The following is a 13,697-nucleotide window of genomic DNA, read 5'->3' as shown; positions in this document are numbered from 1 at the left end:
GATGGTTGGTTTAATCCTGCCGCTACGCTGCCTGCGGCACGGCTGCAAGCTGTCCGCACGCTGCGGCAATCGCGACGCCGCGCTCCATGCGCACGGTACAGGGAATGCCGCGCTCGATCAACACGTTCTGGAACGCCTCGATCTGTTTGCGATGCGAGCGCTGGAGCGGAGCGCCAGGCACCGGGTTCCACGGGATCAGGTTGACGTGGCAGAGCATACCCTGGATCAGATCGGCTAGCTGCCGTGCCAGCTCCACCGAGTCGTTCTGGCCTTGCAGCAGCACATACTCGAAGCTGACCCGGCGGTGCGTCTTGTCGATGTACTCCTCTGTAGCAGCCATGAGATCGCGGATCGGATACTTGCGATTGACCGGCATCAGCGCGGAGCGTAGCTCGTCGTTGGGCGCGTGCAGCGAGATCGCCAGATTGATCGGGATCTTTTCGCTTGCCAGACGACGAATGCCGGGCACCAGGCCCACCGTCGAAACCGTCAGGTTGCGCGCGCCCAGGTTGAATCCCTGCGGGTGGTGCAACTGCTCGACGCTGGCCCACCACCGATCGTAGTTGGCGAACGGCTCGCCCATGCCCATGAAGACCAGATTGGTGATATGATCGTGACGATGCGTGGCGTCGAAGCTGCCGTTGCGCAGCCCGCGCGCAAAGTACAAGGCCTGCTCCACGATCTCGCCGGGCGTGATGTTGCGCAGCAGGCCCATGCGCCCGGTCGCGCAGAAGACACAGCCCATCGCGCAGCCCGCCTGCGTCGAAATGCAGACCGTGGCGCGGTCGGGGTAGAGCATCAGCACCGACTCAAGCACGTTGCCGTCGGGCAAGCGCCAGAGCACTTTGCGCGTATCGCCGTCGTCTGCGGTCTGCTCGCGGCTAAGCTGAAGCGCGCCTAGCTGCGTCTCGGCCTTCAGCCGCTCCCGCAGCGTCAGCGGCAGATCCGTCATCGCGTCGAAGGATGGCACGAGGTTGCGGTAGAGCTGGGTGAAGATTTGTTTGGCGCGAAACGCGGGCTGGCCCCAGCTTTGCATCAGCTCGCCAAGCTGCGGCAGCGTCAGATCGTAGAGATTAATCGCTCGATTCGGTTCGAGCGTGATGGTCATTGATTCGTTCAGCATCACGGTGTATTGTACCAAATACTAGACATAACTGCGGCTACCCGCGATCACCAGCGGCGCTCGCGCATCTTGATGCGATCAAGCAGCAGCTCGACGGCCTCAGGCGAGCCGACGACGACCGGCTCCGGCGCGGCGCGGCCCGTCAACATCTGCCGCAGGTCGAGGGGCGCGCCCGATCGCAGCAGGCGCGCGCCACCACCGGCCCGCTCAAGCATCGCCATGCCCGCCGCAATATCCCAGAGCTTAGGCTGCCCGATCAGCGCTCCGGCGGCGATGCCCCGCGCGACATAGCAGACGTAGGCCGCCATCGAGCCGAACGAGCGGACCTTGCCGGGATAGTTGATCGTGTAGCGGCGGTGAATGTTCGACGGCACGCAGATCCAGGCTTCGGGATCGAGCAAGCCCTCGCGCATCACCTCCACGGGCTGCCCGTTGAAGAGCGCCGGACCCTCCAGGTCGACCTCGTACCACTCATTCAGCACGGGCATGTAGAAGCAGCCCAGGATCGGATGGCCGCGCCGGAGCAGCCCGATCGAGATGCCCCAGATCGGCAGCCCGCTGACGAACGCGCCGGTGCCGTCGATGGGATCGAGCGCCCAGAGATACTCTGCGTCGATATTATGCTGGCCCTCTTCCTCGCCGAGCACGCCATGATCGGGATAGCTCGCCTTGATCCGTGTACGCAGCAAGCGCTCGATCTCCTCGTCGGCGGCGGTCACATAGCTGCGGTCTGGCTTGCGCCGCGCTTCAACCGCGTTGTAGTATTTGAGGCCGATCGCGCCTGCCTCGCGCGCCCATGTGCGGATCTGCTGCAATTCCATAAACGATTTTCCTGGTGTGTGCTAGACTTAGCCACGCTCGCTTCAGAAAGGGAAGTTTGGGGAACACTCCCACACCCCCGGCCTGATGGCGCACTAAGCACACAGTATGCCTTGAAAAGGAGCCAGTATGGTTGTCGCTCCTGACATTATACAGGTTGAAATCCCTCTGCCGTTTCCGCTCAAGATCGTCAACTGCTATCTGGTGCGCGGCCCCGACGGCTGGGCGCTGATCGATACCGGCATTCACTGGCCGCCCGCGCTTGAGGCGTGGCAGGCGGCGCTCGCCCGCTGGTCGCTGCGGCCCGCCGACATTCGCGCGATCTGCGTGACCCACTACCACCCCGATCATGCGGGTCTGGCAGGCTGGTGGCAGCGGCTCAGCGACGCGCCCGTGCTGATGACACCCGCCGAGGCGCGATCGGTGTACGATGTGTGGAGCGACGGCGAGCGGACGGGGTACGAGCTGAGCGCGCTCTTTCAAGCGCATGGCACGCCCGAAGCACTGGCGGTAGCCGTGGCTCGTCGCGCCCACGCGACGCAGCAGATGACGCAGCCGCTGCCCGACGTGACGGCGCTTGAAGCGCTCGCGATCGATGAAGGCGCGGAGTACACGATCGCATCGGAGCCGCTGCTGCTCGCGGGCCGACCGTTTCAGCCGCTAGTCTTGCCGGGCCATGCCGACGAGCATCTCTGCCTGTACGAGCCGTCCACGCGCACGCTGATCGCCGCCGATCACGTGCTGCCCCGGATCAGCCCCAACATCAGCGTTCTGCCCCACACCCGCCCTGATCCGCTCGGACGCTACCTGCGCAGCTTTGCGGCGCTTGAGTCGCTCGATGTCGCTGTGGTGCTGCCAGGACACGGCCCGGTCTTCACCGATCTGCCCGGTCGGCTGCACGAGCTATCCGAGCATCACGCCGCGCGTCTGGAGCAGATCGTCGCGGCGCTCGGAGCGAGCAGCACGGCCTTTGAGGTCGCCACCCGCGTCTTTCCAATGGGTGACTTCTCGCCGCATCAGGTGCAGTTCGCGATCGGTGAGACGCTGTCGCATCTCGATTATCTGGCAGCGCAGGGCCAGATCGAGCGATTGGCTGGGCTGCCAATCGTGTATCGCGTGAGGTAGGCAACAACGGAACAAACAAAGACGCCGGGTACCCATGCCCTAAGGGCACCCGCATGGCACCCGGAACAAAGAACAGAGAGGTTAAACTTTATCCTTTGTTCTCTGTTCTTTGTTCTTTGTTCTCGTCCTCGTGTACGTATCGCAGCGCAATGCCCACGCCGATCAGCGTCAGGATGGCGGCGATCAGGCAGTTGACGAAGAGCGATGATGCCGCCAGCACGGGCACGCCGATCTGCGAGCCGATCGCGCGGCTGACCTGGATCGCCGTCACCACCAGCGCCATGACCGTCGCGCGGCCTACGGTGCTGACCGTTGTGGCGAGCGTCAGCGAGGCGACGATCGCGAACTCGACGAAGATTGCGAAGAGCATGTAGCAGACCAGATAGCTCGTCCAGTTGACGCTGACGAAGGGCTGTGCCAGGAACAGGAGCGCGGCGATCACAAAGCTTAAGGTTGCCGCTCGCCGCTTGCCGAGCCGATCGGTGAAGAGCGTCGAGCCGATCGAGCCGAACAGCTCGCCGATGCCGAAGACGAAGGCGGCGGTTCCCAGATCGGTGAGCGAGGCGTTGAAGCGCTCGGTTGCCCACGGAGCCTGCACGATAAACAGCACCTCCCAGCCGCCGAGCGCCAGAAACAAAAAGCTGAACAAGCCCAGCACGCCTGGTCTGCGCGCCACGCTTAAGAACGACGGCCCCGCAGCCCCGTCGGCGTGCAGATGCGTCGCCTCGTCGGGCAGCGCGAGCGCGGCGATCACGATGATCGCGCCGATGCAGCCGCTCAGGATCAAGAACGTTCCAGCCAGGCTTTGCTGGCTCTGCACCAGCCAGGTCAGCGGCGGCACGGCGGCGATGCCAGCCAGCGCCCACGACATCTCGATCAGCCCCACGGCGCGGCCTCGCTGCTGATACGATGTGAGCGCGCTCACATATGCCTGAACTGCGGGCTGATACAGCGACACGCCCAGGCCGCATGCGCCGTATGCCGCGATCAACAGCCCCAGGCTGGGCCCTGCCGTAATCCCCAGCGTCCCGATCAGCGTCGCGCCCAGGCCCAGCAGCATGGTCATGCGGTAGCCGATCCGATCGCCGAGCCAGCCGCCCAGCGGACTAGCCAGCCCGAACAAGACCTGGATCGTCACGATCCAGGTCGCCTGCTCGATGGTGACGTTGAAGCGCGCGGCGACAAACGGCACGAGCGGATAGGCGATGCGAAAGATGGCGTTGAGCACGAAACGACTGGCAACCAGAGTTGCCAGTCGTCCACGAGATAAACGAGGTGTTGCAGAGATTGTTGTCACCATAGCGCTGCATCATACCACGAAGCAGCAAGCTTCTGGTGAGCGCTAGCCTTCCAGCGGCACGCCGACTCGGACGGTGGTTCCGGCTCCTGGCGCCGAGATGATCTCAGCCGAGCCGCCGACCAGCCGAGCGCGCTCTTCCAGGCTCAGCAGGCCGAAGCTGCCGCGCTGATCGTATGAGGCTTTGACGCTTTGCAGATCGAAGCCTTTGCCGTCGTCCTGAACACATAGCAGAACATCGTCGCCCTGCTTCTGGATGCGAATCCAGATGTGCTTGGCCTGGGCATGTTTGATCGCGTTGTTGACCGACTCCTGCACGATGTTGAAGAGCGTGCCCTGGACGCGCTTGGTCAGCGGGCCGATCGATTCGCCGCCCTCAAGGATGATCTCCGGCGTGTTGCTGTTCGGCTCGAAGCGCTCAAGGTACTGCTGAAGCGTCGGCAGCAAGCCCTGGGTTTCGAGCACCAGCGGACGCAGCTCGAAGAGCAGTGTGCGCACCTCGTGGTTAGCCCGCTGCGCAAGCTGCGCCAGCTTGTCCAGCTCCGGCACGACGCGCTCCGGCTCTTTTTCGTACAGCCGCTTGATGAAGCCCAGCGTCATCGTGATCGCGGCCAGCGCCTGCGCCGGTCCGTCGTGCAGATCGCGGTTGAGCTGCTTGCGCACTTCTTCTTCGCGAGCGAGCAGGTTGTTGCGCTCGGTGCGGATCTCGGCGATCAACTGCGCATTTTGCAGCACCACCAGACCATAGCTGATCAGGGTCGTCGCCATCTCCATCTGCTCAAGATCGAACTGTACGGTGTCGCTGGCGAAGAGCGCCAGGCCGTAGGTGCGCCGCGCCGAGCGCAGCGGTAGCAGCAGCACCGCGCGGCGTCCGCTGATCGAGGGCAGGCTGGCAAGCTCCGCCTCGGCATGGGCGTTGTTCAGGATACCGCCGTCGCCGCCGCGTATGATCGTGCCCAGCGTCCCGCCGCCGACGGTAAACCGCGCATTCATCTCGGCAGCTTGCAGGTTACGCCCGGTCGCGACATGCACCTCGTTCAGCTCGCCGGTCGGCAGCAAGATCGCGCCGGTCTGATACGGCACCACTCGGACCATCTCGTTCAAGATCGTTTCGAGCACGGTACGTGGATGCGCGCTGGTGCTGAGCGAGACGGCAGCCTCGTACAGGGCGCGCATGCGGTCGCGGTACGCCTCGGCATGGGCCAGCGCCTGCGCCGATTGCTGCTCCGCCTGCGCGACGCGGTGCCGATTATCGATCGTCCACTGCTCCGACAGGAGGTTACACAGCCAGGGCAATACGCCGAACATCACGCCCTGGCTGGTGAAGCTGAGGATCTCGATCGAGGTGTGCGGCTTGAACTGAAGCGCGATCGACAGAATGACCGCGACGACGCTCATCGCCAGGACGTTGACCCGCTTGAGCCGAAACGCCGCCGCGACCAGCGGCAGCATAAACAGCGAGGTATAGCCGTAGGCCGATCCCGGCCCGGCGAAGGCCAGCGCCGCCAGCCACAGCAGATCGAGCAGATAGAACCACGGAATGATCCGCTGCGCTCGCGGCGTGATGACCAGGATACCGGCGACGACCGAAAACGCGGCGTAGCCCCAGAACACTTGGCCGAACGGATGCGGTGAGGGGACTGGAAGTAGCTCTAAACCGTGAAGCAGCGTCGACGCGCCAAACAGCAGCACCAGCAGGATCCAGCGCGCAACGGCATAGAGCCGATCGCCGCCGAGGATCTGAGTTGTCGTGGAGCGGAGTGCAGCAAAACCCGCGGCCATAGATCTCCCGAAATGATGGTAAGCATAGCTATGCGGGATCTGGCACTAACAGCTCGGTCGCGCCGTAGCGCTGCTCCAGGTGCTGTCTGAGCAGTTTTCTTGCGTGAAACAGCCGCGATTTGACGGTACCTTCGGGCACCGCTGTAATCTCGGCGATCTCATGCACTGCGTAGTCATGGAGATAGTACAACACCAGCACGGCCCTGTGCTTGGGGTCCAGCTCTGCCAGTGCCGACTGTACGAGCGCTTGCAGCTCGTTCCGTTCGGCAGCACGCTCCGGCGATGTACTGCTTGGCGTAAACAGCCGCTCGGCTAGCTCATGGAACGAGTCTGTCCATGCACGCAATCCCTTGAGGCGATTGTAACAAAGATTGATGGCGACCCGGTAGAGCCATGGGGCTAACGGCAGCGAACCATCCAGCCTACCTGCGTGACGGTACAACCGAAAAAAGGTGTCTTGGAGTACTTCCTCGGCGACCTGTGGATCGCGGGTGACGCCGAGCGCCGTTTGATAGACTGCGGCTTGATATTTCATAAAAAGCGACTCGAGCGCTGACATGTCGCCTTTTGCAATGGCGGTGAGCCGAGCAGCGTCCTCGGCTGTTGTGCTGTTGTGTTGGTCAGTAGTACCTGACAAACAACCCTCCATCCTAGTTAACAAATAGTATAGCATGGCAGCGATGCCCGCTCATAGCTCAAAATGTCAAGAAACGAAAAAATAGCGAACGTGAGAGGATTCTCACGTTCGCAGGCCAGGGCTATCAAGCTCTATACGGGAGCGCCAGCCTATCGGATGTATCAGGAGGCTTAGCGGCTGCGGTACTCTTCGGGTAGCGCGTTGATGCTATCGCGCACCAGCGCCGCCGATTTCTCGACGCCGGCCTTCTCCTCGTCGGTCAGCGGCAGCTCGATGATCCGCTCGATGCCGTTCGCGCCCAGCTTGACGGGCACGCCGAAGAAGATGTCGTTGAGGCCGTACTCGCCCTGCATGTAGGCCGATGCGGGCAGGACGCGCTTCTTGTCCTTCAAGATCGCCTCGACCATCTGGACGGTCGCCGCTGATGGCGCGTAGTAGGCGCTGCCGGTCTTGAGCAGCTGGACGATCTCGCCGCCGCCTTTCTTGGTGCGCTCGACGATCGCGTGCAGCCGCTCCTGCGAGATGAACTCGGTGACGGGAATGCCGGAGATCGTGGTGTAGCGCGGCAGCGGGACCATCTCGTCGCCGTGGCCGCCCATCAGCATCGCCTGTACGTCCTCCACCGACACGCCCGCCTCCTGCGCCAGGAAGGTCCGGTAGCGCCCGGCATCCAGCACGCCGCCCTGGCCCATCACGCGCTCACGCGGAAAGCCCGAAACTTTGTAGGCCAGGTAGGCCATCGTGTCCATCGGGTTGTTGACGACGATGATGTGAGCGTTGGGCGAGGTCTTGACCACTTTCTCGATGTTGCTTGAAGTGATCTCGGCGTTGACTTTGAGCAGATCCTCGCGGCTCATGCCCGGCTTGCGCGGCGCTCCCGATGTCAGGATCACGACGTCGGAGTTGTTGGTTTCTTCGTAGCCGTTGGTGCCGACGATGCTAATGTCGAAGCCTTCGATCGGCCCCGCTTCGAGCAGATCCAGGCCCTTGCCCTGCGGAATCCCCTCGACAATATCGACCAGCACGACATCGGCTAGCTCTTTTGATGCAATCCAATGGGCACAGGTCGAGCCGACAAAGCCCGCCCCGATGATTGTCACTTTCTTACGCATACGAAAACTCCTTCCTTCGGTTGGCCTGGCTATTCTAGCATACGTTATCAGACGGAGAGCGGAAAAACCGGGAACAACGAGCAACCATGCGTGTACTGTTCTTCACGTTTCGAGCTTTGCGTTTCGAGTTCAGGCCCTCACCCTGGACCGGGCGCCCATGCCCACAGGGCACCCGCAGGCACCCGGTTCTTGGTTCTTAAAACTCCGTCGCGCTGCTGAAGTTGAACGCGCCGATCTTGAGCGCCGGAGCGCGGCAACTCGCGCCCGTGAAATCGCGATCCAGCACCGTCTCGCGGCTAATGTCCTGCACGCCGCGCAGCGCTTCGAGCACGCTCTGAGTGAAGCGCAGGTTGTGGATCGGACCCGCGATCTCGCCGTTCTCGATCAGAAACGTGCCGTCGCGCGTCATGCCCGTGAGCAGCGATTGCTTGGGATGGACGATGTTGACGTAGTGGAAGCGCGTGACGTACACGCCGCGCTCGATGCCCTTGATCAGCGCTGCCTTGGGCGTGCCGCCGGGCTTGAGAAACAGATTCAGCGCCAGCGGGCCGAAGCTGTTGGGCGCGGCCAGCGCATGGCCGGTCGAGCGCGTGTGGTCTTTGGCCGCCGTCTGGGTGTCGTACACCACGCCCGTGCTGATGCCTTTTTTGATCAACTGGACCGGCTGCTTGGGCACGCCCTCGTAGTCGAAGGGCAGCGGCAAGCCCGTGGGATCGGAGCCGTCGTCGTAGATCGTCACCAGCGACGCAGCCTGCTGCGCGCCTATTTCCAGCGGCGAGCGCCCTTCTTGCAGCGCCAGCGCGCCAAAGCCGATCATATTCAGGTAGGCCATCATCTCGGCTACCGCGTACGGCTCCAGCACCACGGGATAGATCCCCGGCGCGAGCGGCTGCGGATTGCGCGAGCGGATCGCTTTGTCGCATGCCTCGCGTCCGATCGCCTCGGCGTCGATCTCGTCGCTGTCGCGGCTGGTGGCGGCAGCCCAGCCCGACGCCTCGCCCATGACGACGGTGCTGATCTGCGCATACGTGCCGGGATGGTAGGCCCACACGCCCAGCGAGTTGGCGACGGCAAGCTCCCGCGTGGTCGTCGAGTAGGCTCCGGCGGCGATCAAGCCCTGAGCCTCGGCCAGCCGAATGATCGTCGCGACATCGTCGGCGCGGCGCTGCGGCGTGCAGGCTGCGGTGATCTGGCTCCAGCCCTCGACCGGCGTGATCGGCTGGGGCCTGGGCAGCGACGTAAAATCGGGGTTGGGCGGCTGGTGCATGGCGATCTCCACGGCGGCCTCCAGCGCGCGCTGAAGGCTGTCCTCCGCCGGCTCGTTTGTCACCGCGACGCCGATCTGCTGGCCGATCACGGCGCGAATGCGAATCTGCGCGTTCGTCTCCGAAACATGCTGATGGATTTCGTTGTTGGCGAAGCGGGTAAGCTGCTCCGCGCCCGCGATGACGACGACCTCGGTCTGATCGGCGGGCGACGCTGAGAGCACGCGATCCGTTATGCGGCGGATGGCATCAGAGCCAATCATGGTTGCAATCCTTTCACCATGCGGATACCAGCATGATAGCAGAGCGGAGAACAAAGAACAAAGAACGAAGGGGTGAGCAACGGAACAAAGAAACTCGTAACTTGAAACTTGGAACTTGAAACTTGGAACTTAGGAAGCTGGCATATTTTCTGCTATACGTCTACATACCTTTTTCGCTCACGTCCGACCAGGAGGTTAAATATGCAACAAGAGCCATATGATCGTCGCGTCGTGCAGGAAGAGATCGTGCAGACGCCGGAGGGAGCAGACGCGACCAGGGTTGAGCAGCGGATGCATATCGATCCGACGCCCGCCGAGCGCCAGCTTGGCACGCTCTATCGCGCGAAGCAGGTGGTCTGGTTTATCACAGGGCTGATCGTCGCGCTGATCGGGCTGCGCTTTTTGCTGCTGCTGATGGGCGCGAATGTCGATACCGGCTTTGGCGCGCTGATCCTGGGCGTGACACAGCCGTTCGTCGCGCCATTCTTGCCGCTCTTCAACGAGCAGGGCGCGCGCGTCGAGTTCTCCGACCTGATCGCCATCGCGGTCTATCTGCTGATCGGCTGGGGCGTGAGCAAGCTGCTTGAGATTACACTCGCGCCACGAACACCACCCGCCGGCTACTAGACGCCTTCCGCAGACGGGCCACAGGCGGGCGATCGTTCCGTCTGCGGCCCTTTATTTCTGCAACCCATGCTATAATCTCTTAAAGGAGGATGGCTATGGCACAGCCACAGCTCGACGTTGACCATTTCCGCCGCCGCTTAGAAGATATGCGCCAATCGCTTCAGAATGAGCTGGCGAGCCTGGATGCCGAAACCGTCAATGTCGATCAATCGGATAGCTACGGGATCAAAAACCATCCTGCGGAAGACGCCACCGAACTCTTTACCCGCGAGCGCGGCCTGGCGATCGAGGCGCAGTTGCAGCGCGAGATTCAGCAGATCGACCACGCGCTGGAGCTGATGAACGCAGGCTCCTATGGCATCTGTGAGGTGGGCGGTGAGCCGATCCCGATCGAGCGGCTTGAGGCGCGGCCTCTGGCGACACTCTGTATTCAACACCAGCGTGAGCGCGATGAGCAGGAGGGCGGGACGACTCGCACGGTGGGCTAGCCGCGCGCATGTTTGCACGCTGGACGTTGGTGTAACGCTACTATGAATCAACACTATGTGCTTGGACGGCGGCTGATGATCCCTGCGGTCATTGCCGCCGTTGTCCTTCTCGTCGATCAGTTGAGCAAAGCCTGGGTGCTGCGCACCTGGCCGCAGCCCTACACCGGCGATCTGCCGATCATCGATAACTGGCTGGAGCTGACGTATATCCAGAACACGGGCGTGGCCTTTGGCCTGTTCAGCGGCGTGCCCCAGCTCTTCACGATCACTTCGATCGTGATCGTCGCGGTGGCGATCCATTTTTATCTCAAGCATGTGCCCGAAGATCACGGCTGGCTGGCGCTGAGCCTGGGCCTGATCGTCGGCGGCGCGCTCGGCAATGTCGTCGATCGGATTCGTTTCGGCTACGTCGTCGATTTCATCAAGACGTTCGATGGCCGCTTTCCAGTCTTCAATGTCGCCGACTCATGTATTGTGGTCGGCGTGTTTGTGATGGCAATCTTTTTGGCGCAATCCGAAGATCGCTCGCCTCCGCCACGGGTCGCGCCGACGATCGAGGCCGAAGATGGGCGCTGAGCTTGAGCCGCTGTATCTGGTTGCCGGGCCGGAGCATGCCAGCATCCGGCTCGATCGCTATCTGGCACAGGTGTTGCCCGATACGTCGCGCTCGTACGTCCAGCAGTTGATCGGCGACGCGCATGTTCGCGTCAACGGCAAGGTGGTCAAGCCGAGCTACGCGGTGCAGCCCGCCGACGAGATCAGCGTGACGCTGCCGCTGCCGCAGCCGACCGACATCGTCGCCGAAAATATTCCGCTGACGATCATCTACGAGGACGCCGACCTGCTGGTCGTCGACAAACCGGCGGGCATGGTGGTGCATCCCGCGCCCGGCCACGCGACGGGTACGCTGGTCAATGCACTGCTCTACCACTACCCGACGATGCAGATCGGCGACGATCTGCGGCCTGGCATCGTCCATCGCATCGACCGCGACACGTCGGGGTTGCTGGTCGTCGCCAAGAACGATCGCGCCAAGACGCATCTCCAAAACCAGCAGCAGGCGCGGCAGATGCTCAAGATCTATCTGGCGCTGATCGAAGGACACTTCAAGGAGCCGCAGGGCGCGATCGACGCGCCGATCGATCGGCATCCCACCGATCGGCTGCGCATGGCGATCGTCCAGAGCGGACGCCCGGCGCGCACGCACTACCGCACCTGCGATATCCTCGGCCCCTACAGTCTGATCGAGGCCAAGCTGGAAACCGGACGCACCCACCAGATTCGCGTGCATTTCACCCACAAGCATCATCCCGTCGTCGGCGATCCGCTCTACGGCTCGCGCCGGGGCACGCAGCAGCTTGGCCTGAAGCGCCAGTTTCTCCACGCGCATCGGCTGGGCTTTACCCGCCTGGACGGCCAGTGGATCGAGTGTGTGTCGCCGCTCCCCGCCGATCTGCAAACGGTCCTCGATCAGCTTCACGCACGCTACGGCAGCGGCACGAGCGACTCGTTCGATTCGGCCACGCCCTGGTGGCTGCCGCAGGACGATTGAACAAGGGAACAAAGGAACAAAAGCACAAAGGACCGAGGGATCAGGGGTCACGGGCCAGGGATCGGGGAAATGAACTCGAAACTTGAAACTCGAAACCTGGAACCTGAAACTTCCTCCGCTACTCGGCTGTTTTACGCGGCGGCTCGTCCCAGGGGATCGTGGTGGCGCGCTGGATCGAGCGCTGGACGATCGTGTTTTCCAGCCAGGTGTCGAACTGATGTACCGCCGTCGATGCGCGCGAGAGCAGGCTGGCGATCACGATCGCCAGGGTCGACACGAGGCTGAGAAAGACCGAGATCGCTTCGATGAACTCGCTCTGCACCTGCGAGCCGATGTTGAGCCGATCGACGGCGACCAGCGCCAGGCTGAAGACCGAGAAGACCAGAAAGCCGACCGCGACGGCGATGAGCAGCACCATGAGGATGGTGATCGTTCCGGCCAGCAGGTTGGCGCGGCGGCGAAAGCCGGGGCTTACGTAGTCCGACGGCTGCCGCGAGGCGAAGAGCAGGTCGCGCCAGGTGCGCACCTGGCGAAAGAGATTGAAGTGGATCTGCTGCGCTGGTGTGCGCGCCGGACGGCCCTGCACCGCGACGCCCACCTGACTCCACTCGTTTGCCGTGGTCCATGCCTCTTTTTGCGCGTCCCACTTCCAGGCTTCGATGCTATGCCCGATCGCGCTGCAAAGCTCGTCGCTGAAAGCTTCGTTCAGCTCGGCCATGCGCTCCTGAATGCGCTGGAGCCGATGCGGACGGAGCAAGGCCTCGGCGGATTGTCGCCCGCTGAGAAACGCCGATTCGGCTGGCTGTGCCATGTACCAGTAGGTGTCGGCCATGCTGCCGCCGTAGGTCATAGCGCGTCCCAGCGCCGCCGACCGGACGTTGAGCTGAATCCAGGCGGTGCGGCTCCAGGCTTCGAGCGCGCCGTGAATCTGCTTTTTTTGCTCGGTGCTCAGCGCGGGCACCGTGTCGGCGGTGAAGTGGGCCAGATCCGCGATCTCCGGCGGCTGTAGCTTGAGCGCGGCGGATAGCTCAACGAGCTGGCGGTAGCTGACCTCAAGGCGCTGCGCGCCGCTGAGATCGCCGTTGGAGTACGAGAAGCGCGGCAGCTCGTGCGGATCGTTGCGCTTGCTGGCGTATTCGGGCTGGTAGACCCGCAGCCGCCCGAAGGTTTCGGCGACGGCCCAGCCGAGCCGCAGCGCGCGCTGGATCTCTTCGCTCGGATTGGACGGCGCTACAGGCGCTACAGGCTGCGCAGACGTGCTGCGGTGTTTCAGGCGGCGTCGACGGATCATAAGCTATCGATCAGGTTGCATCTTGCTGGTTGATGTTCTCATCGCGCATCGTCGCATACTTCCGAGATCGCGTCAATGGCACGGGATGCCATCGTTTGGGAGCCTTGCCAGACCCCGGCATAGCGGGCCATTAAACCAACAACGGCAGGCTTCCACCCCTGCCGTTGCACATCCTGACTCCCTGGTCCACCTAGCGGCCCGCTTGCTCGAAACGTCGGCTGACCTCGTCCCAGTTTACCACGTTCCACCAGGCCTGAAGATACTCAGGGCGGCGATTCTGGTACTTGAGATAGTAGGCGTGCTCCCACACGTCGAT

Annotated in this window: 14 protein-coding genes; 5 read left to right on the top strand and 9 right to left on the bottom strand. The window is 62.9% G+C overall.

Annotated features, from left to right (window positions below):
* Window positions 1-22: 22 nt before the first annotated feature.
* Entirely contained in the window at window positions 23-1,108 is a 1,086-nt protein-coding gene (gene rlmN / locus VFZ66_08355) for a 23S rRNA (adenine(2503)-C(2))-methyltransferase RlmN (protein ID HEX6289190.1), read from the bottom strand.
* Between the two features lie 62 nt (window positions 1,109-1,170).
* Complete coding sequence (locus VFZ66_08350) at window positions 1,171-1,944, bottom strand: inositol monophosphatase family protein (protein HEX6289189.1); 774 nt, start codon at window positions 1,942-1,944, stop codon at window positions 1,171-1,173.
* A 127-nt stretch (window positions 1,945-2,071) separates the two neighbouring features.
* On the opposite strand from VFZ66_08350, the gene VFZ66_08345 reads away from it, so the two are divergent.
* Window positions 2,072-3,067 carry an MBL fold metallo-hydrolase gene (locus tag VFZ66_08345; protein HEX6289188.1) on the top strand — a complete coding sequence of 332 codons (996 nt, stop codon included), beginning with the start codon at window positions 2,072-2,074 and terminating at the stop codon, window positions 3,065-3,067.
* 88 nt (window positions 3,068-3,155) lie between these two features.
* On the opposite strand, the gene VFZ66_08340 is transcribed toward VFZ66_08345, so the two are convergent.
* From VFZ66_08340 to VFZ66_08320, 5 genes are all read right to left on the bottom strand, one after another.
* The gene (locus tag VFZ66_08340) at window positions 3,156-4,367 is read right to left on the bottom strand and encodes an MFS transporter (GenBank protein HEX6289187.1); all 1,212 of its coding nucleotides are present in this window, start codon (window positions 4,365-4,367) and stop codon (window positions 3,156-3,158) included.
* A gap of 42 nt (window positions 4,368-4,409) precedes the next feature.
* A complete protein-coding gene (locus VFZ66_08335; GenBank protein ID HEX6289186.1) occupies window positions 4,410-6,146 on the bottom strand; it encodes a GAF domain-containing sensor histidine kinase in 1,737 nt (578 codons plus the stop codon).
* Between the two features lie 28 nt (window positions 6,147-6,174).
* Entirely contained in the window at window positions 6,175-6,783 is a 609-nt protein-coding gene (locus VFZ66_08330; GenBank protein HEX6289185.1) for an RNA polymerase sigma factor, read from the bottom strand.
* Between the two features lie 170 nt (window positions 6,784-6,953).
* On the bottom strand, window positions 6,954-7,895 hold the full coding sequence (mdh, locus tag VFZ66_08325) for a malate dehydrogenase (GenBank protein HEX6289184.1): 942 nt from the start codon (window positions 7,893-7,895) through the stop codon (window positions 6,954-6,956).
* Between the two features lie 196 nt (window positions 7,896-8,091).
* Window positions 8,092-9,423, bottom strand: a complete 1,332-nt coding sequence (locus VFZ66_08320; protein HEX6289183.1) for a TldD/PmbA family protein — start codon at window positions 9,421-9,423, stop codon at window positions 8,092-8,094.
* A 201-nt stretch (window positions 9,424-9,624) separates the two neighbouring features.
* Here VFZ66_08320 and VFZ66_08315 point away from each other — a divergent pair, with 201 nt between their 5' ends.
* The 4 genes from VFZ66_08315 (at window position 9,625) to VFZ66_08300 (ending at window position 12,090) form a co-directional block, all read left to right on the top strand.
* Entirely contained in the window at window positions 9,625-10,050 is a 426-nt protein-coding gene (locus VFZ66_08315) for a hypothetical protein (protein HEX6289182.1), read from the top strand.
* A 95-nt stretch (window positions 10,051-10,145) separates the two neighbouring features.
* Window positions 10,146-10,538 carry a TraR/DksA C4-type zinc finger protein gene (locus tag VFZ66_08310; GenBank protein ID HEX6289181.1) on the top strand — a complete coding sequence of 131 codons (393 nt, stop codon included), beginning with the start codon at window positions 10,146-10,148 and terminating at the stop codon, window positions 10,536-10,538.
* Window positions 10,539-10,580: 42 nt separating this feature from the next.
* Window positions 10,581-11,114: a signal peptidase II gene (gene lspA / locus VFZ66_08305; GenBank protein HEX6289180.1), complete on the top strand. Its 534-nt coding sequence runs from the start codon at window positions 10,581-10,583 to the stop codon at window positions 11,112-11,114.
* On the top strand, window positions 11,104-12,090 hold the full coding sequence (locus VFZ66_08300) for an RluA family pseudouridine synthase (protein HEX6289179.1): 987 nt from the start codon (window positions 11,104-11,106) through the stop codon (window positions 12,088-12,090). Before lspA ends, VFZ66_08300 begins: the two co-directional genes overlap by 11 nt.
* A 118-nt stretch (window positions 12,091-12,208) precedes the next feature.
* Here the strand turns inward: VFZ66_08300 and VFZ66_08295 are convergent, their stop codons facing one another.
* Together VFZ66_08295 and VFZ66_08290 are read right to left on the bottom strand one after the other, a co-directional pair.
* Window positions 12,209-13,381: a hypothetical protein gene (locus tag VFZ66_08295; protein HEX6289178.1), complete on the bottom strand. Its 1,173-nt coding sequence runs from the start codon at window positions 13,379-13,381 to the stop codon at window positions 12,209-12,211.
* 190 nt (window positions 13,382-13,571) lie between these two features.
* Window positions 13,572-13,697 (bottom strand): Fe-Mn family superoxide dismutase (locus tag VFZ66_08290; protein HEX6289177.1); only part of this gene is annotated, 126 nt, incomplete at its 5' end.

This window comes from Herpetosiphonaceae bacterium, from assembly GCA_036374795.1.
In the GTDB taxonomy this organism is placed as follows: Bacteria; Chloroflexota; Chloroflexia; order Chloroflexales; family Kallotenuaceae; genus LB3-1.
The sequence above is the reverse complement of the archived record's forward strand: the minus strand, read 5'-3'. Positions and strand labels throughout refer to the sequence as shown.

Bases quoted from the DNA above. Each gene is read 5' to 3' on its own strand.
- rlmN (HEX6289190.1), bottom strand. From the start codon at position 1,108: ATGACCATCACGCTCGAACCGAATCGAGCGATTAATCTCTACGATCTG.
- VFZ66_08350 (HEX6289189.1), bottom strand. From the start codon at position 1,944: ATGGAATTGCAGCAGATCCGCACATGGGCGCGCGAGGCAGGCGCGATC.
- VFZ66_08345 (HEX6289188.1), top strand. From the start codon at position 2,072: ATGGTTGTCGCTCCTGACATTATACAGGTTGAAATCCCTCTGCCGTTT.
- VFZ66_08340 (HEX6289187.1), bottom strand. From the start codon at position 4,367: ATGGTGACAACAATCTCTGCAACACCTCGTTTATCTCGTGGACGACTG.
- VFZ66_08335 (HEX6289186.1), bottom strand. From the start codon at position 6,146: ATGGCCGCGGGTTTTGCTGCACTCCGCTCCACGACAACTCAGATCCTC.
- mdh (HEX6289184.1), bottom strand. From the start codon at position 7,895: ATGCGTAAGAAAGTGACAATCATCGGGGCGGGCTTTGTCGGCTCGACC.
- VFZ66_08320 (HEX6289183.1), bottom strand. From the start codon at position 9,423: ATGATTGGCTCTGATGCCATCCGCCGCATAACGGATCGCGTGCTCTCA.
- VFZ66_08315 (HEX6289182.1), top strand. From the start codon at position 9,625: ATGCAACAAGAGCCATATGATCGTCGCGTCGTGCAGGAAGAGATCGTG.
- VFZ66_08310 (HEX6289181.1), top strand. From the start codon at position 10,146: ATGGCACAGCCACAGCTCGACGTTGACCATTTCCGCCGCCGCTTAGAA.
- lspA (HEX6289180.1), top strand. From the start codon at position 10,581: ATGAATCAACACTATGTGCTTGGACGGCGGCTGATGATCCCTGCGGTC.
- VFZ66_08300 (HEX6289179.1), top strand. From the start codon at position 11,104: ATGGGCGCTGAGCTTGAGCCGCTGTATCTGGTTGCCGGGCCGGAGCAT.
- VFZ66_08295 (HEX6289178.1), bottom strand. From the start codon at position 13,381: ATGATCCGTCGACGCCGCCTGAAACACCGCAGCACGTCTGCGCAGCCT.